This window comes from Mycetohabitans rhizoxinica HKI 454, assembly GCF_000198775.1.
GTDB lineage: Bacteria > Pseudomonadota > Gammaproteobacteria > Burkholderiales > Burkholderiaceae > Mycetohabitans > Mycetohabitans rhizoxinica.
Map to the genome: position 1 here is coordinate 260397 of NC_014718.1, position 23876 is coordinate 284272.

The window sequence follows — 23876 nt, forward strand, 5'->3', positions numbered from 1 at the left end:
AATAGTCGCTATCAATTGACTATAGGATGGTAAGTAATGGGTATGGATTTCACTACGCTGGCTGCATCGATTTTGTAACGGTTCACGACACCGAGATCGTTTGAGGTGTAGCATCCAGATTAGACCGAATAGCGCTGTTCCGATGCACGTACCCACCTTTTAAAATATTTGTTTAGTATAGCTAAAATTATGCCAGACTTATTCACCTCTCAGTCGGGTAACGCAGATCAGCATCTGCTTGACGCGGGCTATCGTAATGTGTTTGATATCGCGTTGACCAGTCGAGCTGCTTTCATTGAATCCGTGCCAGCGCTGACCGCCAAAGATGCCCGTGCGGTGTACCATCAGGCACGTCAGCGTGCGACCAATTTGAAGGCTCTTTATCGTGCCTGGCAACTGCACCAGGAGCCAGTGATACAAAGGCTCACGAAGCTCAATACCCGGCCTGACGCCCCCCTCTTGAAAGATGCGCTGGTCCGCAATATTGGCGGTGATGGCGATTTTACCGATCTGATGGAGCGAGCCAGCGCGTATGCGGATGCTACCTCCATTCAATCGCTGTTTTCCCCTGGCCGTTACGCTGCCGCGCTGTACCGAGTGGCAAGCGCGTTGCACGATGCGGACTCTAATTTGCACATTGATCAGCGTCGGCCGGATTTGAAAAATTTGGTGTTGAGCGAAGCCACGATGCAACAAGAGGTCACGTCGCTTGATATCTTGTTGCAGGTGCTGCAGTCAGGCAGTGAGGGTATCAGCGCATTGTCTGATCGATATTTTCCAATGACGCTGCCTTATGACGATAACTTAACACAAATCAATGTCGCATTGTCCGCTCAGGCACGGACTTTGAATGGCCTTTGGGACACCCTGACGGACAGCACCGCCAAGGCCGTGTCGCAGCAAGCCCTTGCGCTAGGTGCCGCCCGTCGCGCCGAGAATGTGCGGGCAGACAGTGTTTACTTGACAGGCAATGTGTTTTATCTGCAAGCGCTAGATGGCGACACAGAGCCTATGGTCTATTTATCGCACTACACAAACGGTAATGGGGTCGTTGGCGCCCAACTGGTCGCGGGCAATGCCGATAATGCGGCAGCCGCCATTGTGGCGCCGCTCGTGTTGACCTGGTCAGTTGCGCAACACTGTTATTACCTGGGTGTGCCGGACGGAACGCAGATGGCAGGTAATGCCGCTAACGTGTTGAATGGTTGCTTCCTGAGGGGTAATCACAACACGAATCCGGACAAGGATGGCGATTTTGCGCAGATGGCGAGCCGATCCGGCGGCACGAAACCCATGTCTAGTTTTCATTTGCCGATCACGTTGATACCCGGCAAACAAAAGAATCAATACTATCTAAAAACCGATAAAGGATATGTCGGTGTGGACAATTCCGGTCAGTCCAATTGGAAAGCGGCACTGATCGTGACGGCGCCGCGGGATAAGGCGCTGCTGGTGATGATGTGCCAAGACGATGCTGGCAATCCGATTGAAGACGGCTCAACGCCGTTTCCCGAGGTCGTGTTTGAGCAGCCGTCGCCGCCGGCGCGTGAGACCTTGTCGATGACGCCGGTGAGCTATCAGCTCATGACCAACACCGACTTGAGCGAAACCGATATCGCTGATCACTACGGTATGGAAGGAGCCGGCCTACGCAGTGCAGGGGCGCTAGCGACGACGCTGAATCCGATCTCGACCTTCTGTGAAAAAACCCGCCTGAACTTTAATCAGCTGCTGGAGTTGACTGCTCAGCAGTCTTACCTGGATAACGGCAAAGAAAGCCGCGCGTATAGCCGCTTTTTGCATTTTGGCGAACAAGAGCCTACACGAGTCAATGTGTACGGTGCGGCCTATCTAAATGGCACGCTGGGCGACACAGAGACGGACCAGTCGCGTTATCTGTGGGTACAAAAAGACGGCAAAAACCTTAACCTGATGGATGACACGGTAGTTGAGTTGGCGGGCCGTGCGGAAAAGCTGGTGCGCCTGTCCCACTTAACCGGTCTATCGTTTGAGGCATTGGACTGGGTGATAGTCAACGCCAGCCGCTGCGTGCCGGAGCACCACAATAAGCCGGTGCTGGACAAACCCGTACTGGAAGCTTTGGCGGAGTATGTGCGGCTCAAACAGCGCTACGGTTTGGATGTCAATACATTTGTGACCTTCATCGACGCCGCGAACACGTATGCGCCGGATCAAGTGTCAAGCTTCTACGCGTCCACGTTCCGTCCGGCAGACGGCGGCGACGCGATTGCGTTGGGCACGGCAGTGAACTATAAGCAGAATCAGCAGGACGAACTGTCTACGATCTGTTGCAAGGCGTTAGGCGTGACCAGCGACGAGTTCGCGCGGATTGGCGGTTGGTGCTTTGGGCGCGCAGGAAAATTTACGCTGGATGAACACACCGCGGGTCAGTTGTATCGCTTTGGCGCGATACCGCGTCTGTTGGGGCTCACGTTTGCACAGGCCGAAGTGTTGTGGCGCTTGATGGGCGGTGGGCAGGACACGTTGTTGGAACAGCTAGGGCAGCCGCAGTCGCTGGCCCCCTTGGCGATTCTGAGCCGCACGGAAAAGATCCTGGACTGGATGGCTTCAGTGGGACTGAACCTGCTCCAGTTGCAGGGGATGGTGAGTACCGTTTGGAGTGGCACAGCTACCGCGGAAATGTTTAACTTCCTGAAAAATGTTTGCGATAGCGTCAATCCTTCGAGCACCGCTGCCACTCGGCAGGATGCGCTGGATGAAGCGCTGCAGCAAAAGGTGCTGCGGGCGTTGGCTGCGGGCTTCAATCTGAAAAGCAATGTGATGGGCGGTGTGACCACGTGGCTTGAGAAGCTGACCGCCCAGACCGACTCCGCCTTTACGCTCGCTCACTATTGGTATGCCATTCAAACACGGTTCAGTCAGGCCAACGTCAATTTGGACGATTTGCAGAAGGATACCGGCCTTGTGCTGACGACGCAGCGTCTGAGTCAGCTAGTGCTGATTGCGCAATGGCTAACGTTGACTGAGCAAGATCTGCAGCTGCTCACGGCGTATCCGGCGCGCCTGATCGGCGCAGCCGTCACTGTTCCCACGCCGGACATGGCAGTGCTATTGACGCTATCACGCTTTAAGCAGTGGCAAACGCAGGTCGTGGTCTCGCGCGACGAGGCGATGCGCTGTTTTGATCAGCTCAATGCCAAGGAAATGACGCTTGGCAAGGCTGCCGAGTTGATCGCGGCACTGCATCAACTAGATGCCAATACTGTCGCGCAAATGAGCGTCTCATTATTGGGCGAGGACACATGGCCGAAAAGTTTTGATGTGCTGTGGCAGCTGCTTACATGGCTGCGCGTGGGGCAAGCGCTGAACGTGGGGACGACCACGTTGGAACAACTTCAGACGATGATGCAGGCTGATCCGTCTGCTGAAGACCGCACCCTCTTAGCGTCGGTGGCTAGGAATCTAAGTGCAGGAATCAGCGCTCGTCGATAAACGAAATTAAAGGAACTACCTCATGTCAGCCTCGCTATTTTCCCAAACCTTGAAAGAAGCCCGCCGCGACGCGCTGGTAGATCGCTATATTGCGACGCAGGTGCCGGCGGATTTGAAGGATCGTATCCACAACGCCAATGATCTGTATGAGTATTTGCTGCTCGACACCCAGATCAGCGATCGAGTGAGCACGTCACCGCTGGCGGAAGCGATCAGCAGCTTACAATTGTTTATCCATCGGGCGATCGAAGGCTATGACGGTGCGTTGGCGGAGGACGCAAAGTCGTACTTTGCACAGGAGCATTTTTTGTACAACTGGGACGCTTTTAACCGGCGCTATAGCACATGGGCCGGTAAGGAACGGCTCAAATTCTATGCAGGCAACTATATTGACCCAACCTTACGATTGAACAAGACCCAGCTATTCCAAACACTGGAGCAAGGGATTTCGCAAGGAAAATTAAGTGACGCGCTGGTTCAGTCAAAAATAAGTGAGTATTTAGCTGAATACAACACGCTTTCGAATCTTGAATATATCCATGCGGCCAAAGGCGGGGATGAGAAAACGGTATTTTTTGCTGCAAGAACTCAGAACCAGCCTTACAAATTTTATTGGAGAAAGCTGACGCTAGCCGCTAGGGAGGATGAGCGGGGGCCAATCCCAATCCAGTGGACCGAGTGGCGAGAAATAGCCGCTGGAATTGCTGATCCGTACAAGGGTTTGGTCAAGCTCTTTTGGGATAAAAGTAGATTAAATGTTTGCTGGTATAACAAAATAGATAAAGGTGATGAAGGGTTTAGTTGCGCTAAAAATATTTGGTGCATGGATAATAATTTTAGTTGGGCTTCAAAGGAAAAAAGATTTGCATATTGTTTTGAGGAAATTGAGAGAAAAGGCGTAACAGGTACCGTTGAGGATCAACATATCAAAACACAATATAGTTCTGATGCAGAATTTATATTTTGCAAAGATTATTTTGTTTTGAAAAATGCAGACTCTGGTGTCCAGCCCGGTTTTGGGGTTACCCTGGGTGATGAATCTGGAAATATTATTAAAACATTGAGCGATTTGGGGGATTATATATTTTATAATAATGATTTTTATCCAAAAAAGATTTTAAAAATTAGTCACGGAAAAGGTGATTCCGGATCTAATTATTTGATATTTTCCTGCAATGGAAGTTTTAGTGATTTCGGTAAAATTGAAAAGTTAAAAGATTTTATAAATTATGATAGTTATGGAGAATTTACTACTTCTGGAAATTTTAAGCTATCAAGTGATGGTGAAGAAATTTCGCTGAGTTTGACAAATAATGTTGACCTGCCTAAACTTTTTGATGATCGGCATGATGCGCTGTTTAATTACAGCGTGCAAAAGGATTTAGGCGGTCTAACCGCGTTCAGCGGCCCTTACGGAATGTACTTGTGGGAAATTTTCTTTCATATCCCGTTCCTGGTAGCTGTGCGGATGCAGACCGAACAACGGTATGACGAGGCGAATACCTGGTTTAAGCGGATTTTCAACAGCAGCGGCTACCGCGATGACGATGGCAATCTGCTTTACGATGACAACAGCAATCCACGCTATTGGAATGTGCTGCCGCTGCAGCTTGACACTGCCTGGGACACGAGCCAACCGGCGACCACCGATCCAGACGTCATCGCAGTGGCCGACCCAATGCACTATAAGCTGGCGATCTTTTTGCATGTGCTGGACTTGTTGATTGCACGCGGCGATCACGCGTATCGAATGCTGGAGCGGGACACGCTGGTCGAAGCCAAAATGTATTATATCCAAGCGCAGCAACTGCTCGGGCCGCGCCCGGATATTCGCATCACGAATACGTGGCCCAACCCGACACTCAGTGCCGAGGCAGGGGCGATTGACAAACCGACCCGCAGCCATCTATCCGGCGCGCTCACCTTTGCGAGTTGGTTGCGCACGGGTGACGCGGCCGACATGGGCGATGGCCATTTTCTGCCGCCGTACAACGATGTGCTGTTGGGCTACTGGGATAAGCTTGAACTGCGCCTGTATAACCTGCGACATAACCTGAGCTTGGATGGTCAGCCGCTCAATCTGCCGCTTTACGCAACGCCGGTGGACCCGGCTGAGCTACAACGCCAGCAGGCCGGAGGCGACGACGCGAGCAGCGGTGTGATGAGCAGCCAGGGCCATGTGCAGGGCTGGCGTTACCCGCTGGTAGCTGATCGCGCGCGCAGCGCGGTGGGACTATTAACGCAATTTGGCAGCAGCTTGCAGCTGGCGCTGGAGCGTCAAGACAATGAAAAAATGACGTTGTTGCTACAGACGCAGCAGCAGATAGTGCTGAAACAACAGGCCGACTTACAGCAGAGTAATTTAAAAGGGCTGCAGCATAGTTTAAGCGCGCTGCAAGCCAGCCGTGACGGCGCAACGTTGCGCCAGAGCCACTTTCGTAACTTGATTGATGGTAACTTGTCCGCGGCGGAAATCGCCGGGCTGACGCTGCGCAGCACCGCGATGACGACCAACCTGGCCGCGACCGGGTTACTGATTGCCGGTGGCGTCGCGGACGCGGTGCCAAATACGTTCGGTCTGGCCAACGGTGGGTCTCAATGGGGTGCGCCTGTGCTGGGGACCGCGCATGCTACTCAAGCGGTGGCCGTTGCACAAGATCAAAGTGCGGGCATCTCTGAGGTGACAGCCAGCTATCAGCGCCGCCAAGAAGAATGGCAACTGCAACATGATATTGCCAAAAATGAGGTGACCCAGCTAGACGCACAGATCAAGAGCTTGACCGAACAAATTGCGATGGCTCAAAAACAAATCGCACTGGCCGAAACTGAGCAAGCGCATGCACAGGCGCTGTACGAGTTCCAAACCACACGTTTTACCGGACAAGCGTTATATAACTGGCTGGCTGCGCGATTGTCCGCACTTTATTATCAACTATACGACGTTACGTTGCCGATATGCCTGCAGGCAAAAGCGGCCTTGGTGCAAGAGTTGGGCGACCAAGACACCGATGGTGTGTTCCGGGTACCGGTGTGGGACAACCTGTGGCAAGGTTTGCTGGCGGGCGAAGGGTTGAGCGTGGAGTTGCAAAAGCTTGACAGCATTTGGCTGGCACGCGGTGCCATGGGGCTGGAGGCAACGCGCACGGTATCGCTGGCTACGTTATTCGGTGCTGAGACTTTCAAAGACAAGCTCCAAACTGTGCTGGACGGCAACCCTGTGGACCCATCGGGCGGCGTGAGGCTATCGCTGACGGACAACATTTTCCAGGCTACGCTGGACTTGAGTGTGTTGGAGTTGGATAAATCCTACAACATGAAGGGCAAGACGCGTCGCATTAAGAGCGTCGCGGTGACGCTGCCGACGCTGCTCGGACCGTATCAAGATATCGAGGCGACGCTGATATTTGGGAAGGAGACGGCGACGCTCTCGCATGGCCTAAATGATAGCGGCCGATTTGTGACCGATCTCAACGACAGCCGTTTCTTGCCGTTTGAGGGTATGGATGTGACTCAGGGCACGCTGTCGCTCAATATTTTCCATGCGGGCAAGGACGATGGCGCACAACGCGATGTGGTGGCTAATTTGAACGATATCATCGTGCATCTACATTACATCATCCGAGACACATAATACCCACAATATTTCAATAGCTGCGTTTCAGGGCCTGAGAAAACTAATATGCTGAATTCCCAGATATTCGACTGAACTGATGCTATAGGAAGTTAGCAACGCAATGTATGGTTTAGACGCGTCGTTAAGAGGGGGCTAGTCAAAGAAGGCGATCCCCCAAGCTGGCACCAGCACGCGTGAGCCAACGGAACGCTCATTCCCAGAAATTGCATTAAAAGGATATCGTGATGGACCGCACCATCCGTGCTGAATCAAACACCCCGCGCGTCATCGAATTGCCATCCTTGTCATTGCCTAAAGGCGGCGGCGCTATTCAGGGCCTGAGCGAGACGCTCAGTGTCGGCGGTGTAAGTGGCGCCGCGTCGTTAACATTGACGTTGCCGACTACCGATGCAGGTGGTATCACACCGGCGCTCGCACTGGCCTACAGCAGTGGCGCAGGCAACGGTGCGTTCGGGCTGGGTGTGGCCCTAAGCATGCCGAGCATTAGCCGGCGCACCGCGAAAGGCGTGCCGCGCTATACGGATACGGATGAGTTTGTCGACGCAGGTGGCGAAGTATTGGTGCGCGTCGGTGAAACTGCCGATCAGACGTTGAACGACCGCGTCTTTCACGTCACGCCCTATGCGCCGCGTATTGCCAGTAGTTTCGATCGGCTCGATTACTGGCAAGCGCAAGACGACGCGAGTTGCGCATTTTGGCGCGTGCAGGCCGCCGATGGTACGCAGCATCTGTTCGGTTATACACAGGCGGCGCGCTTGGCCGATCCTGCTACGCCCGAGCATATTGCTCGTTGGTGTCTTGAGGAAAGCGTCACGCCGCACGGTGAGCATGTGTACTATGCGTACCAGGGTGAAGACAATAGTGGCATTGACACTAGCGTTCCCGTTGAGCAACCGCGTGAGCGGCGCGCGCAGCGTTATTTGAAGCGCGTATGCTACGGCAATCGCCAAGCGTGTGCCGACTTGTACCTGATGAGCGGCACGCCCGTGCCGACCAATTGGTACTTCGAGCTGGTGTTCGACTATGGCGAGCATGCGGCCGATGCGAACGCGATACCCACGTATGCGCCGCAACGCGCGTGGTGCGCGCGCCTGGACCCGTTCTCCGACTATGCGGCTGGCTTTGAAGTACGCACGCACCGGCTATGCCGGCAGGTATTGATGTTTCACCGCTTTGAGGCGCTGGGACCGGACCCGGTGCTAGTGCGACGGCTGTACCTCGAATACGACGAACAACCGGTGCTCAGTCGCTTGCGCGCGGCGTGGATGACCGGCTATGGGCCGGATCCGGCCAGCGGTGAGCCCGCGGCGGTGAGCCTACCGCCGGTCGAGCTAGATTTTGGCACCTTTGTACTGGGTCAAGGTCAGTTTGAATCGTTTGCGCCGCTGGCCGGCTTGAACGATGGCATGGTGTATCAGCTGGTCGATTTGTATGGTGAAGGGGTGCCCGGTGTGCTATACCGCGATGGCACTAGCTACTGGTACCGTGCACCGGTGCGCGCTGAAAACGGCGAAGACGCGATCGCGTATGAAGCCTGGCAGGCGCTGCCACAGTTGCCCGTTGGGGGACTCGGTCCCAACACACGACAGTCGTTGATGGATTTGACCGGCAATGGGCAACTCGATTGGGTAATCGCGCAACCGGGGCTGGCGGGCTTTTTTGCGCTGGGCCCAGACAAGCACTGGCAGGCGTTTGTGCCGTTTAGCGCGTTTCCGACGGAGTTTTTGCATCCGGATGCACAACTTGTTAACCTGGTCGGCGCTGGGTTGCCGGATCTGGCGCTGATCGGCCCGAAAAGTGTGCGACTGTACGCGAACCGGCGTGAGGCTGGCTTTGACAGACCCGAAGAAGTGCCCTATACGCCGCCGGGGCGGCTGCCGGGCAATAACGGCGCGCATACCGAACTGGTCGCATTTAGTGACGTGCTTGGCTCGGGCCAGCCACATTTGGTGCGCGTGCGCCATGATACCCTAGTATGCTGGCCAAACTTGGGTCGCGCACGTTTGGGTGCTCCGATCACGCTGGCGACGTTGCCGTTTGAAGCGCATACTTTTCACCCAGCACGGGTGCGGCTGGCGGATCTAGACGGCTCGGGCGCGGCCGATCTGATTTATTTGGATAGTACGAGCTTTCAAGTATTTTTCAATCATGGCGGCAACGGTTTAGCAGAACCGGTCGTGTTCGCGTGGCCCGACGGCGTGCACTATGACGATACCTGTCAGGTCAGTTTCGCGGACATACATGGCACCGGCTGCGCGGCACTGGTACTCACGGTGCCGCACCCAACACCGCGTCACTGGGTCTGCGATTTCGTCGCAGGCAAGAAACCATATCTACTTGAGCGCGTGAATAACAATCGCGGGCTCGACACGCAACTCACCTATCGCAGCTCCGCGCAAGCGTGGCTCGATGAAAAGCAGGCGACGCCCGATGCGGTCAGCCACCTGCCGTTTCCAGTGCAAGTAATCTCGCAGGTCACGCACACTGACGAGATCACTGGTAATACGTTGACGCAAACTTACCAATATCGGCACGGCTTTTATGATGGGTACGAGCGCGAGTTTGCCGGTTTTGGCTCGCTCGAGCAGTGGGATACGGAGCGCAATGCCTCGAACGCTGACGACGACACGCTGACCGCGCCGGTGCTGACCAAAACGTGGTTTAGGGTCGGTGCCGAGCAGGACGACGCACCTCATGCCGACTACTACGCAGGGGATGAAAAAGCGCCGGCGCTGGGCCCTACGCGCTGGACCGATGATCAGCATCAACCGATCGCGCAGCCCGATGCAGAGCTGTTACGTGCGATGCGCCGCGCGCTGCGTGGGCGGGTGATGCGCGAGGAAGTGTACGGGGTCGATGATACGCCCGCGGCGGCGCATCCTTATACCGTCACTGAATACCGCTATCAGGTGCGCGTGGTGCACGATGCGCCCGACGCGCGCGTGCTGCTGCCGATGCAGCTTGAACAATGGAGCGCACAGTATGAGCGCATGCCCGATGATCCGATGATGACGCACCAGGTGTTGCTGCAGGCGGATCAGTACGGTTACCCAACTGACACGGCCACGGTGCACTATCCGCGCCGCACGAATCCTGCTCCTTCGGATGAATGCCAAGATACGCAGCAGCAGCAGTTGCGCGTGACGCGCACGCAACAACGGTGGATTCACTTAAATCAACCCAACGCGCCGTGGCGATTGGGCCTGCCGTGCGAGGCGAAAGCACAAGCGTTGCAGCCGCCCGCTAGCGCAGGCGAGTGGCTCGGCTATGAGCAACTCACCGACGGCCGAATGGACACGGCGCCAGGTGAGTTAATCCATTGGCAGCGGCAGAACTATGCCGATGCACACGACAGTGTGCTGCCGTTTGGTCAAGCGAGCGTGGAAGGTTTGCTGGCTTGCACGTGGCAGGCTGAAATGACGTTGGAGATGCTGCAGCAGGCGTGCGATGGTCTCCCGCCTCCTGGCGCGCTCGAACCATGGGTTGAGCAAGCGCGGTATCGTATTGAGGAAGGTTACTATTGGATCGAGTCGCCGCGCGCACATTATCTCGGAGCAAGCCATTTCTACCGGCTCAGCCATCAGCGTGATGCATTTGGCGCCGAGACCCATATCGAATACGATGGGTCTGGACTTTGCGTGACGCGCGTGACGGATGCACTAGGGTATGTCATGCAGGCTGACCATGACTATCGACGTCTGCAGCCAACGTGCGTAGTTGATGTGAACGAGAACCGGCACGAAGCCGCGTATGATCCGCTGGGCCGGGTGCGGGTCACCAGCTTTTACGGCACGCAAGGGGATGGCAAGGTCGGTTTTGCCCCAGTGAACGAGTATCGCAGCGCGGTGACTACGCTCGACGCGGCGCTGGCCGATCCTGCCGGCGCGATACAACACGCGGCTAGTGTTTGGTACGACGCGCTGTCGAGCTGGATGGGGCGGCTGGAGCCGTCCACGTTAAATGAGTCCGAGCAAGCCATGCTGTGTCGCCATGGGCTGCTCACGGCCGATGGCCAAATCCGTGCGCGTTGGCGGTGGTTGACTGCTGCGCCCCCCGGGCTATCACTCGAGCGTTGGGCGCACATCCAGGTGCAACTGGAACAAGCGCCTCGCACGCCGATGCATACGGTCCGCTTCACGAGCGATGGCTATCCGGATAACGCACACCAACAAATCCGCTGTACGGTGGCGTTCACTGATGGCTTAGGCCGAGCGCTGCAAACCAAGCAGCGTGTTGCCGCGGGTCCCGCGTGGACGAGCGATGCGCACGGCAATTTGGTGCTTGAAGCAGGACAGCCAGTAAGCCAAGATACGCCGACACGTTGGGCAGTTTCGGGCCTCGTCGAATACAACAATAAAGGGCTGGCCGTGCGCGTGTATCAGCCGTATTTTATTGATACGCCCCGCTATGTGAATGATGCATCGCTGCGGCAGTGCGCACCCCACGACACCCTCTACTACGATCCACTAGGCCGCAACACGCGGGTGCAAACGGCGGCCGGATATCAGCGACGTAGCCGCTTTGAGGTGTGGTTCGACACGCACGAAGATGAAAATGACACAGGCGACGATCCACTGTATCGCGGCACGCCCACGGTTGAGGTGCGCGACAATCGGGGCTTGACGGTGCGGCAGATCCGTTACAACCGCGTGCCTGATGATCCCGAGCGGCAAGTTCTGGTGACGCGACATGCATTCGATGCGAGCGGCGCGCTGGTGAGCAGCGCCGATCCGCGGCATGTGGGGCCAGATACGGTCAACTTCCATTACCAGCGCACCCTGTCGGGCCAGCTGCTACGCACGGACAGTGTCGATGCGGGCGCGCAGTTGCAGCTGCGCGATGCGCGCGGGCTCATCACATGGATGGCCAGTGGCAACGGGCACGGTCAACACTGGACATATGATTTGCTAGGCCGTCCTATCGCGCGGTTTGAGCAGCCTGCCGGTGTCACGCAAGCGTGCCGCGAACGGCTTATCTATGGGGCACCGGACAGTGACGCGCGCCGCAATGATCGTGGTCAGCTGGTTCGCCATGCAGATCCAGCGGGCATAAATGAAATCGGGGGCTACAGCTTGAGCGGCGAGCCACTGAGTGAAACGCGCGGCTTCCTAGCCACGTTGGACGCGCCCGATTGGCCCGAAGACGAAGCCGCGCAGCGCGCCTTACTTGAGTCAGAGCGCTACATAAGCCGCTGGACCTATAATGCGCTGGGCGAGACGGTGACACACACCGATGCAGGCGGACATTGCCGCCGCTACGAATTGAATATTGCCGGGCAGCTTCAGACGGTATGGCTACGCTTAGCGGGTCAGAATGAACGCTGCGTGGCATCGGATTTTATCTACAATGCGGCGAGCCAGCCGCTCCAGGTACGTGCAGGCAATGGTGTCGTGCGTACCTATGTGTATGAAGTCAGCACACAGCGACTTAGCTGCCTGAGCGCGCAACGTGAGCGTGATGCCACAGTGCTGCAGAATTTGATCTACACGTATGATCCGGTAGGCAATATCACGCGCATCGAAGATGCGGCACAGCCGGTGCACTATACACGCAACCAGCGCGTTGAAGCGGCGAGCGATTATCGCTATGACGCGCTGTATCAATTAGTCCAGGCCACTGGCCGTGAAAGTGCGCAGGCGAGCCAGCAAAGTGCCGCATTGCCGCTGTGGCAAAGCTTAGACGCCACACAACGGGTGAACTACACGCGTCAGTATACGTATGATGCGAGCGGCAATTTATGTCAGATGCAACATACCGGTGCGCAGCACTATACGCTGCGCATGGTGGTAGCCGCCGGCTCAAACCGAGCAGTGCCTGAAGCCTGGGATGCGGCGCCTGAACAGGTCGATCGATATTTCGATGCAAACGGCAATTTGACGCAATTGCAGCCAGGTCAGCCGGTAGACTGGAACACGTGCGATCAGCTTAGCCGCGTCGTGCAAATCGAACGCGGCGACAATGAGAGTGACGATGAGCGCTACGCCTACAGCAGTGCGGGCCAACGCGCGCGTAAGGTACGCCGTTGGCGCGCGGGCAGTCAGCAGCATAGCGACGACGTGCGCTATCTGCCTGGGCTCGAGCGACGCGAGCATCGGCAAGCCGATGTAGACGATCCTACGCGGTCCAACGTGACAGAAGCGTTGCAGGTGGTCGTGGTGGACGCGAGCGGCATTGCGTTGCGGGTGATGCACTGGGAAGCGGGAAAACCTGAACACGATTGATAACGATCAAGTGCGCTACAGTCTGGATAATCAGTTGGGCTCGAGCACGCTGGAGCTTGATAACACGGGGCAGTTGCTTACCTACGAAGAATATTATCCGTACGGTGGCACCGCAGTGTGGGCGGCAAAAAGCGAGTTGGAGGCGAAATACAAGTACGTGCGCTACTCGGGTAAGGAGCGTGATGCGACCGGGCTCTATTATTATGGGTACCGTTACTATATGCCTTGGCTAGGGCGATGGCTCAATCCCGATCCGGCTAGAATAGTCGATGGCTTGAATCTCTATCAGATGGTAAAAAATAGTCCAATTTTACGCTATGATGATAATGGCCTGATGTGGAAGACGGCCATTACAGGAGTAACTGGAGTGGCCGGGGTTGTTTACGAAGCCTATAAGCATAGGCAAAAATTACCTGCTCATTCGGAGACTGAAATTAAAGCACATGAAGCTTCAAAAAAAACTTACGGTGACCAGAAGGCAGACGAGATAATTAATAAAATCGGTGAAAGAAAAGATAAGTTTGATATATCTATAAAAATAGAGGAAACTATAATAGGCAGGGTTAAGGCAGTAGGCCACGTTGCTCAAGGTAAAGTGCCAGGCGTGGAAGCACTAAAAACAGGCGTTGATACTGTGGCAACCGTCGGGGAATTTGCTACTACGGGTGATGTGAAGCAGGTGAATAAATCTGCTTTGACAAAGGCTGCTGCAACCGATGCCTATAATAATCTAGGTTTAAGTGTTGAGGCGATAAAAAAGGCTTCTAAGGGTGCGGCCGTAGCGACGACAATGTCTTCAGAGAAAAATGAAGAGCTTGTAACAGCTGCTAACCAATTCAAAGAAGAGGTAAAAGACGAAGTCATAACAGGTGTGGCGACTGGTATGAGTGTTGGTGCTGTGTTGGACGGTGCGGCAGCAGTAGTGCCTCATCCAGCCGCAAAGATAGCCTTAAAAGGGGCATCAGTTCTTTGGCGTGTTGGTGGGGCAGTCAATATGGCGGAGAAAGTTGCTGAGGCATCAGAAAAACATAAAGAAGCCATATCAAGCGAGTTTGGCCATGAAGCGTTCAGTCAAATGAAAAATATAAATAGTATAAAAAGGGGGGAGATACTGGAAAAATACAAAATTATGACAGGAGGTAAAAGTTAGAAATTTTTATGTGGCTTTTGCCGCTTAGCTTGTGAACAAAAGCCGCCTTGGAGTGTGTCACGAACACGGACGGGAGCCTGTGATGCTGTATTAAAGACTAGGCATGTGGGGAGCGCGAGCGAGTCGAGCGGTAGCACGGGGGCGAATTGGGCCAGCGGGAGCAGTCGGTTGACGGCTGTGACACGACATAATTGTAATGTAAAAATTAGGAGTACGTTGCATAATGCAAGCGCTCCGTACCAGAATGCCTGATGGGCTAAGCGGGGCATTAGCTCGAGGTGGTGCGCAATAGGCTATTTATGTGGCGCGCGCCAGTCAAGAGCGTCATCGGGCGAGCGCGGGTACGGCACCCGGTGAGATCGTGACGTCCCCGTGTGGCGGGCGGTCGGACTCAACGCTGCTGCTGGATTATCGTGGCGTAGAGCAATGGTGATTTGATGATGGCTGAGGCGATTGAGTCGCTTCATATCATGCAATCGCGCGGATGGTGCTTGTCACGCAGCCGCGTCCTTCTGCGAGGCGGCACAGCCCCGGCAGGTCAACGCCTGATGGTGCCCACGGCAATTTGTCGCATTGAATAAAGGGAATTCGCTTGAATGTTTTCCGGCTAGTGCTTTACAGTTGTTGCTAACTTAAGTGTCGAAGCAGCGTATGGCAGTTGAGCATGACGCTCAAACGCGTTGTGAGCAGCAGTCAAACGATGAGGCGACCTGTTAGCGAACGGGTGCATCGCAGTAACCGTTTTTGCTGAATAAAGACGACGTCTGGAGGGAAGAAGATGAAGAAGTACCCCAGCTTAAACACAATGACCTCGCGCCTGCGCGGCACGTCTATTTTCTCTGTTTTATCCTGCTCCCGAATTTTGTCCGCTTGACGTACGGCGACACAGTTTTGCTTTAAGTGCGTGCAGCCCGAGGTTGACGGACAGCACTATCTTGGTGAAGTGTCCTGTTGGGCACGCGTTCGTGCGCATATCTGTCATCAGTCGAGCAGTCCTGGCTCGTGCTGAATTGCTTTATGTGGCTAACCTTTGCCTGGAGGCAAGATGAATCAAAAGACTAGCCCGCTGATTAACGTGCTTGAGAGCCGATATGGCGCCACAGGCCAGCTTGCCACACTGGGCTACGAGTCGGTATTCGATGTGTCGCGTGTGACACGCGAGCAATTTATTCGCGAGCATCGCGAGCGGATCAGCGTGCAAAGCGCGGGTGTGCTGTATGACCAAGCGCTCGGGTACGCGCAGCAAGTGGCGTTTCGTTTTCGTCAGCGGCGCCTAACCCGTTTGGTGCAGCAAACATTGGGGCCCTTTACGGTACCGGGTCCCAGCTATGACGAGCAGTTTCAAGTGAACTGGCACCAGATGAGCGCGGTCGATGCCATTGAAGCGAATACGTCACCGGCGGCCTACCTAGTGTCCCTGTATAACTTGGCGATAAAACAGGAAAATGATAATGCCAGCGCGCCGGGCAATAACGCCATCCATCCGCTCGCGCAACGCCGCCCCGATATTCCAAAGCTGGTGGTGGACAACGACAGCCTGAATCAGCGGCTACCTGCGTTGACGATGGTCAACCAAATTCTGAACAGCGCGATTGAACCGACCTTGCCCACCGGCAAGACGGTGGATGAAATATTGGCCGCTACTTACTATCCCCACACGCTGCCCTATCATTTTGCGTATCAGCAAACTACCGAGGGTTTCGCTGTGAGCGGTACATCACTGGCGGACGTGATACAGCAGGTGGACACCGCATGGCCCTACTTTATTAAACCTATTACAGGGACCGACACGCCAGCAAGAAAGCATGCGATACAGCTTGCCAGCCCATTGGCGCCGCCGCTGCAAGCATTGCTGAAAACACCCCCGTATTTTAGTACCCATATGCTGACGTTAGAGCAGCTCACAGCGCAATGGGGCAGTGGAGATTACTCGACTACTGAGATGACGTTGTGGCAAGACCTTAGTGCTCACGCTTATGTCACGCCATTGCAGGAATCCGTGGTAGACGGGCCAACTGAGTTGATTTGGAATGGCGAGGACGTTGCTGCAAAAATTACATTAAAAACAAGTGGTGGTCAAACAGTTGTGGTAAGGGGAAAAAGAAAAGAATATTGGAATCGGAGCATAAATAATGCAAGTATGACGGATGGCGCCCCTTACCAACGCTATCCCCAGCTTCAGTTCATCGATGCAGATAATGCCGAATTGGATCTAAGAAAAGACCCGCTGCGCGCTGATTTTTTTATCCGTATGCAGCAATATTCTGATAATAAAAGCTATTACACTGACATCAGCTTTACGTTGATTCTGGATGGTAACGAGCGCCCTGTACTTTATACTACAACTCAAAAGGATTTTTACAAAAATCAGTTTGGTATTAATCCTGATCTCATTGTGAAGGATTATCCAACTTATTTTAGCTCGGTCAAGATTCTGACCGAGCGCACGGGGCTGACTGTCTCGCAGTTGGAAAACATGCTTTGCGCGCGAGTTGGCGGCGATACGGTGGTGTTGTCGCCGAATATCGTGATTCGTAACGCGATTTTTACCAACGGGCATACCGATCAAACTCCGCATATGCCGTACCATTATGGCGCCGTCTATTTGCACGCGGGGAAAAAACCAGCGATTGCCATGATGCAAGACGACGATGGCAAATTGACCCTAACCGGCTTAACAGACGATCGCCTGGATCGGCTCAATCGCCTGATGCGCGTGCAGCGTGCCATGCAGCTACCGTTTGATCAACTTGATCAACTCATCATCGCCGGCATGCGTGCCGAAGGGGCCGATCCCCGAAAAGCGGACGGTAACCTTGGCCTGTACATGAACGCAAATACGACGCGGCTGCTCGGTGTCTTTTGCCACTATCGACAGCATTACGGTGCAACCGCGGAGCAGTTTGCCGCGCTGGTGCATCAGATCACCCCGTATGCGATCACGCCCAATGTGCCGCTGCTCGACCGCTTGTTTAACAGTCAGCGACTATTTGATGAGCCGTACACGCTAGATTGGGAAAACGTCGATTACACGGCCACAGCCACGACGCCCAATAAGGGGCGTGATGCGCGCATCGCCAAGCAACTGGCTGCAGGCCTCAAACTGACCGATGCAGAATTCGCGTTGCTGGCTGGACTTGTGGCACAGCACCAGGGCAATATAACTGAACATACGTTCCCCAACAGTCTCGATGCCGTATCTGCGCTGTACCGTTTAACGACCCTAGCGCGGTGGCTTGACATGTCAATTGCCAGCGCGCTCGCGCTGATTCGCTTGTTGGACAACGCCAAGATGTTGGGTGACGATCGTCCGCTGTTGGCTCAACTGGCCGGGGTGCCGTCCATTGCGGTGTTAAACGAGAACGGCGAGGGGAAAACGCATGATGTGCTCGATGGGCTGATGTTATTGTCCAATGCAGTGCACTGGCTGCAAGCACAAAACTTGACCGTGGAGCAATGTGCGATGTGGCTGCTGCCGGTGCCGCCGCACATTGGCAACCAACGCCAGTTGGACTTTATCCGCCAGCTTAGTGAAAGTGTTGCACGCACGTTGGTGACGCCCACCCATTATGATCATTCGGGCGCCCCATCGATCGATACCGAGGGGAAACCGATAGACTGGGGCGTGCTGATGACCGAAAAAGAGCTGGTCAATGCGCAGGGGCTAGTTATGGACAATGCGCATACGGCCACTCAAACGCAGATTGAAGCCGCGGTGCGTGCGGTAGTCGATCAGCAAAAGCTGGAGGCTGCGGAAAAGGCGCAAGCGACAGCGGCACTGAGCGCATTAATTTATAACGCACAACAATCGCAGCGCGGCATTTTGAGCAGTACGCTGGCGCAATTGCTGGCGCAGCCGCAAGCGGTGGTGTCGTCGCTGGTACGCTGGGCGGGTAGCACACCGTGCGCATTATTGCAGCACACGCTTGCGCTAAGCGAGCTCAGCAGTGCGCAGCAAATTCCCGCTGACTATCTGGCGTTGCTCGCGATGCTGACGCGTGGGGCGCAGATGAGCACGTGTTTTCAACTGAGCGCCGCGATGCTGGACGCTTACCTTGCGCATCCGGCATGGTTTGGCGAGACCCACTCCTACGTTGACGGCACTCGATTTTGCCACGTTGTATCGCCTAGGCTGTTATCGCGATTGGTTGCATCAAACGTCACAGACAGAAAACGATTTGCTCGCTTATTTAAGCTGGGTCAACGGTGAAAAACCGCCGCCTGCTGATGAGGTAGCGCAGTCGCTGGCGGGTTTGCTGGGATGGCAGGCCAACGAAGTGCAAGTGGCGGCGGCCTATGTAATGGGTAGCGAAGAGACCCCGGCACACATGGTGCCGCAAATCGCAACGATTCTACGCTTATACCACTTGTCACAGCAAACGGGTTTGGCAGTTGCGTCATTGGTCGCAACCGTGAGCATTGACCCCGAAAGTGACTATGCGAGTTGGCAGCAACTCGGACAGGCGGTCGCGGCCGCGAGCGAGCAGCAGATAACTTCCGTGTATTAGCCACGCCTTGCTGGCAGGCGCAGCAGCTAAGCGATCAGCGTGCGCCGTTAGCGGCTCCGTAGTGCTTCATTTAAGAGACGATCATGCAAAGTAACTTTGCTAAACAGCTCAATGAATCCCGGCGCGATGCGCTACAGGCTTACTATCTCGGCTATGTGGCGCCGACGTTGCCGAATGTCGAGAACCAGCCAGTCACCGCGGACGATCTTTATCAATATTTGCTCATTGACACCAAGGTGGGCAAAGAGGTCGAGACTAGCCAGGTGGCGCAGGCCATCGCGAGCCTGCAGCAATACCTGTACCGCATTGCACTGAATCAGGAGCCGGGCTTCAATCCGATGTCACCGCAGGATGTGGCGTCCTGGCGTGAGATCGATAGTCAGTATGCGCGCTGGTCAGCCAGCCAACAGGTCAGTGACTATCCGGAAAACTATATTTTCCCGTCTACGCGTCAGGACAAAAGCCACTTTTTCGAGGAGCTGGAAAATTCTCTAAACCAAAATCGACTCAACGCGGACCGTGTGCAGGACGCGGTACTTAGCTACCTGAACGAGTTCGAGGCGGTCAGCAATTTGCTGGTAATCAATGGCTGCTGCAGCCAGATTGATTTTGGTGGCGGGACCTATTATTTTATCGGGCGCACCGCTGCGGAGCCGCATAGCTATTACTGGCGCAGCATGGATTTGAGTAAAAACGGGGGTACCGACGAATATCCGCAGATTACGCCAAACTGTTGGAATGATTGGCGAGCAATCGATCTGCCATTGAATAGTCGCAATGTATTGAGTTGGACCGTACGGCCAGTATTTTTCAATAATCGGTTGTACGTCAGCTGGGTCGAGCGGGATCCTACACCGAAGAAAAAGAGCGACGGCACCAACGTCACGCCGGAAGTGCATGCATACCGTGTGTACTACGGTTATTTGCGCTATGACGGCTCTTGGTCGGCACCCAATACCGCGGAACTGCAAGAAGTTAAGCAAGACGGGGGGAGTTCATCTGTGCTATCAGGCGGGGTGCTGGAGATTGAAGAAGGCACTAATTTCGTGTTAAGAAAAGTTGATACGGTCGCGATTGTGGATTTCAGTCGCGGGGTACTTGGTGGCACGCGACCTGAAGGAAATCTATTTATCGGGATATTTGTTTATGAAGGTGGGCAGGATAAGATTCCCACGCAATCGGCATTTCTGTTTTGTGATACGTCTTTTATCAACATCGCCACCACTGGGGATAATGTTAAGCCAAACTTCTTAGTTTATCGGCCCGGCGAGCAAAAAAATGGTATTTTTTACCAATCGTTGCAATATAGTTTGCAAGGAAAAAAATACCGGATTCAATCGTGCGAGAAGAGATCCTCCCATACTGATTCAGGGATACCCAGCAGCTGGCCAGACGCTTTGGCCGCCCCTTCAGTGTCGATTGCCAACGACGGATTGACGCTGCAGGTTGGCGCTAACTTAGGTCGATGCCCCGATGAAACCCGTGACGGAGGCGTATGGGAAAGCCTGTATGTCTTTCCGGACACCGATCAGGCACCAGCCGGAAGCACAAGTAATCGAACGCATTATCATTTGACAGCGGGTGATGCTAGCCGGTCAATCAAGTTTAGCTTTGATGGGTCAAATTACCGTTTTTACAACACTAAGATTAAATACGATGCTGCTTATGGGAATGTGGATATTTCGGCTGGTGTTTATACATTTTATACTGCTACTCTTCCTGACTACAGGGGAAACTGGGGTGGTCCGTTAAAATTTGTTACTGATGGCTCGCATAACATTGCTTTTAAAGGCGGTGTGCCTACTTCAAAAACACTGGACTTGCATGGAAAGTCTTTTCGCTTCTATAATAATCCAGCCACTGAAATATTTTTTTCTGTCGGTCCGGAAAATGGTTATTGGGATTCGTATCATTTAACTTATGCCATCAAAAAGAATGCCAATAAAATCAGTGTCACATACCAGTTCCAGCATAAACTAAAGGTTTATACAGTCCAAAATGGTAACGAAAAAAGCGTGGTGGCAAGCAATGAAACTGCACAACGCTGGGTGCTGCAACCGACGGACCACCGTGCGGCCACGCATGTGATTAGCAGCGAGGACTATCCAAACCAGGGAATTATTACCTACCATCTACGTCACGAGATTGTGCGCACACCGTCTTCTGGCAGTGCAGGTAGCGCTTATCAAACTTGGTCAGTGCAAGTTGAGTTGGTGTCCGTGGACACACCGACCCAGGTGCCCCAGCTGTGTACGCGCTATGATAGTCAGCAAGGCAATGTCCAATTTATTACCTTTAACGGTGTTCAAGCGGAAGACGGTGGGTTTGCGTTGCCTGATACGCGGCTCAATACGACGTTTGTGCGCGAATTGATTCGCCGGGCCAATGTTAGTTTGGGCACGCTGCTGCATTATACGACCCAGGCGATGCCGCAAGAACCGCAGTTGCGTGTCGATAGCGGTGCACCCGATGGTCGTTTGCAGCCAATGGACTTCACAAGTGCCAACGGTCTGTATTTTTGGGAGTTGTTTGTCCACGTGCCGTATCTGGTCGCCACTCGCTTTGGCGACGAAAACCAAAACACCGACGCACAGCACTGGTTGCACTATATCTTCGATCCGTCTGCCAAAGATAAAGCCACGGATGCGGTCACCGGTCTGACCCCGCCCGATTACTGGAACGTCTATCCACTCTGTCCGCTCGGCGAAGGCGCCAAGGTGGCGACGGCCAGCTTTTTAATGCGCGATGCGCTCAATCCGGATGCTCAAGCGTATGCCAATCCGGTTATCTATCAAAAAGCGGTATTTATGGCCTATGTGCGCACGCTCATTGCCACGGGCGATAACGAGTATCGGTTGCTTACGCCTGATGGCCTGACTGCCGCGCGCGTATTTTATGATCAGGCCCGCGAGCTGATGGGACCACTGCCTACGGTCTCGATGAGCAGTCATTGGAAGCCCAATACATTGGAGGCGATCGCGAGCCAAAAACATGCAGCGGTGCGTGAATTGGAGCACGAGCCAGGCGTACAGTGGCTGGCGTTGCCGGCACAAAACCTCAGTTTGCTCAGTATTTTAGACAACCCGAACTTTCGACCCCCGCTCAATACGCAACTGCTTACATATTGGCAAATGCTCGAGGCACGGCTGTATAACCTACGTCATAGTTTGACCTTGGATGGCAAACCGCTCGTTCTGCCACTGTACGCGACACCGGCTGACCCGCTGGCGCTGTTGACGCAGCGCGCCCAAGCGGGCTCATTGGGCAACAGCGGCAATGGCGCCAGCCAGGTGATTTTGCCGTATCGCTTCCAGTCGCTGCTGCCCAGCGCCTATCGCGCAATCGATATGCTCAGCCAGTTTGGCAATACGCTGCTCAGCGTGTTGGAGCGCGGTGAGAATGCCCATCAGCTGGAACTGAGTCAACAACACTTGGTCGACCTGTCCAACTTCACGATCAGCTTGCAGCAGCAAGAGTTGGATGCGCTCAATGCCGATGTCGACACGCTACAGGCGCAAAAAGCAATCGCGGAGCAACGCTACCAATACTATTTGGATAGCTACAACGACAATATCAGTCGCGCCGAGCAAGAATCGATGGATCTAGCAAACTACCGCCAGTTGCGATGACAGTGAGCGTAGCGGCAATGTATGCGGTTGCTGGCGGACTCGATATGGCGCCCAATGTGTTTGGTCTGGCCAATGGAGGGTCCCGTTGGGGCGCGGCTACGCAGGCCGTCTCGCTTGGCATGAGCGTGGCGCGCACGGCGATGGAAGCGAAAGCCGGCCGTCTTGCGCAAAGCGAAGCGTACCGGCGACGACGCGATGACTGGCGACTTCAGTATGAACAAGCGCAATTGGAATCCCAGGTCATCGATAAACAACTACAGGCGCTCGCGATACGGCAAAAGGCCGCTCAGACGGTGATTGACCAAGCTTATACGCAGCAAGCCCAACAGCAGGCGATGCTCGATTTCTTAAGCTCGCGCTTCACGCAAGCGAGCTTGTATCAGTGGTTGGCTAGCCAGCTCTCCGCACTGTATTACCAGGCGTACGATGCGGTCCTGTCGCTGTGCATGAACGTACAGGCGTGCTGGCAGTATGAGTTGGGGGATTTCAGCACGTACTGGGTTCCGACTAACGCGTGGAACGATAATTATCGTGGGCTGCTAGTCGGCGAGACACTGTCGCTTAGCTTACAACGAATGGAATCTGCTTATCTGTCGCGCAATGACCGTCGGCTCAATATCACGCGCACCTTTTCGCTCAAAGCTTTGCTAGCGGATAAGCCGAACGATTTCGAAAAGCAGAAAGCACAAGGCAAATTTGAATTTACGTTGTCAGAGCAAGATTTCGACACCAATTATCCGGGGCATTATGCGCGCTGTTTGCAACAAATCAGTGTCACCTTGCCCACACTGACCGGCCCGTATCAAGATGTGCAGGCGCTGCTGACCCAAACGCGTAGCCAAACGCTGCTGCAGCCAGACATTGATGGCGTGCGCTATATGAACAACAACCAAGAGGGTAGCGGCACGCATGTTGTGAGTAACTTGCGTCCAAGCCAGCAAATCGCGCTGTCATCAGGCATCGACGACAGCGGCACCTTCGCGCTGCTCGCTCAGGATGGGCGCTATCTGCCATTTGAGGGCACTGGCGCGGTATCCAGTTGGACCCTTGTCTTTCCACGTGCGGTAGACGAAACGATTGATGGCAGAAAATTGCCCGCCGACCCTGCACAACAAGCGACGTTGGAGGCGCTCAACGATGTGCTCATTCAAGTGCAGTACACCGCATTGGATGGTGGAGCCAGTTTTGCCAATGCGGTCAAACAAACGTTGATTCCGAGTTGAAGCAGCGGTTTGGCCCACACGCGACGCGCTTATCGGA

Annotated in this window: 8 protein-coding genes; all 8 read left to right on the plus strand. The window is 54.5% G+C overall.

Going from position 1 to position 23876, the window contains the following annotated elements; translation table 11 throughout:
* The first annotated feature begins 189 nt into the window (after positions 1 to 189).
* Positions 190 to 3474, plus strand: a complete 3285-nt coding sequence (locus RBRH_RS13120) for a Tc toxin subunit A (protein WP_049786526.1) — start codon at positions 190 to 192, stop codon at positions 3472 to 3474.
* A gap of 22 nt (positions 3475 to 3496) precedes the next feature.
* On the plus strand, positions 3497 to 7105 hold the full coding sequence (locus RBRH_RS13125) for a Tc toxin subunit A-related protein (RefSeq protein WP_013428528.1): 3609 nt from the start codon (positions 3497 to 3499) through the stop codon (positions 7103 to 7105).
* Between the two features lie 227 nt (positions 7106 to 7332).
* Positions 7333 to 13329, plus strand: coding sequence for a SpvB/TcaC N-terminal domain-containing protein (locus RBRH_RS13130; protein ID WP_049786527.1), 5997 nt, complete (start codon positions 7333 to 7335; stop codon positions 13327 to 13329).
* 10 nt (positions 13330 to 13339) lie between these two features.
* The gene (locus RBRH_RS16425) at positions 13340 to 14479 is read left to right on the plus strand and encodes an RHS repeat domain-containing protein (RefSeq protein ID WP_013428530.1); all 1140 of its coding nucleotides are present in this window, start codon (positions 13340 to 13342) and stop codon (positions 14477 to 14479) included.
* A gap of 1045 nt (positions 14480 to 15524) precedes the next feature.
* Entirely contained in the window at positions 15525 to 18689 is a 3165-nt protein-coding gene (locus tag RBRH_RS13140) for a Tc toxin subunit A (protein WP_041754710.1), read from the plus strand.
* Positions 18658 to 18987, plus strand: coding sequence for a hypothetical protein (locus RBRH_RS13145; protein WP_041754711.1), 330 nt, complete (start codon positions 18658 to 18660; stop codon positions 18985 to 18987). The genes RBRH_RS13140 and RBRH_RS13145 overlap by 32 nt, the downstream gene beginning before the upstream one ends.
* An 83-nt stretch (positions 18988 to 19070) precedes the next feature.
* Positions 19071 to 22616 carry a neuraminidase-like domain-containing protein gene (locus tag RBRH_RS16430; RefSeq protein WP_013428535.1) on the plus strand — a complete coding sequence of 1182 codons (3546 nt, stop codon included), beginning with the start codon at positions 19071 to 19073 and terminating at the stop codon, positions 22614 to 22616.
* Positions 22613 to 23839 (plus strand): Tc toxin subunit A-related protein, encoded by a 1227-nt coding sequence (locus tag RBRH_RS16435; RefSeq protein WP_013428536.1) that lies wholly within the window; start codon positions 22613 to 22615, stop codon positions 23837 to 23839. The genes RBRH_RS16430 and RBRH_RS16435 overlap by 4 nt, the downstream gene beginning before the upstream one ends.
* The last annotated feature ends 37 nt before the right edge of the window (positions 23840 to 23876 follow it).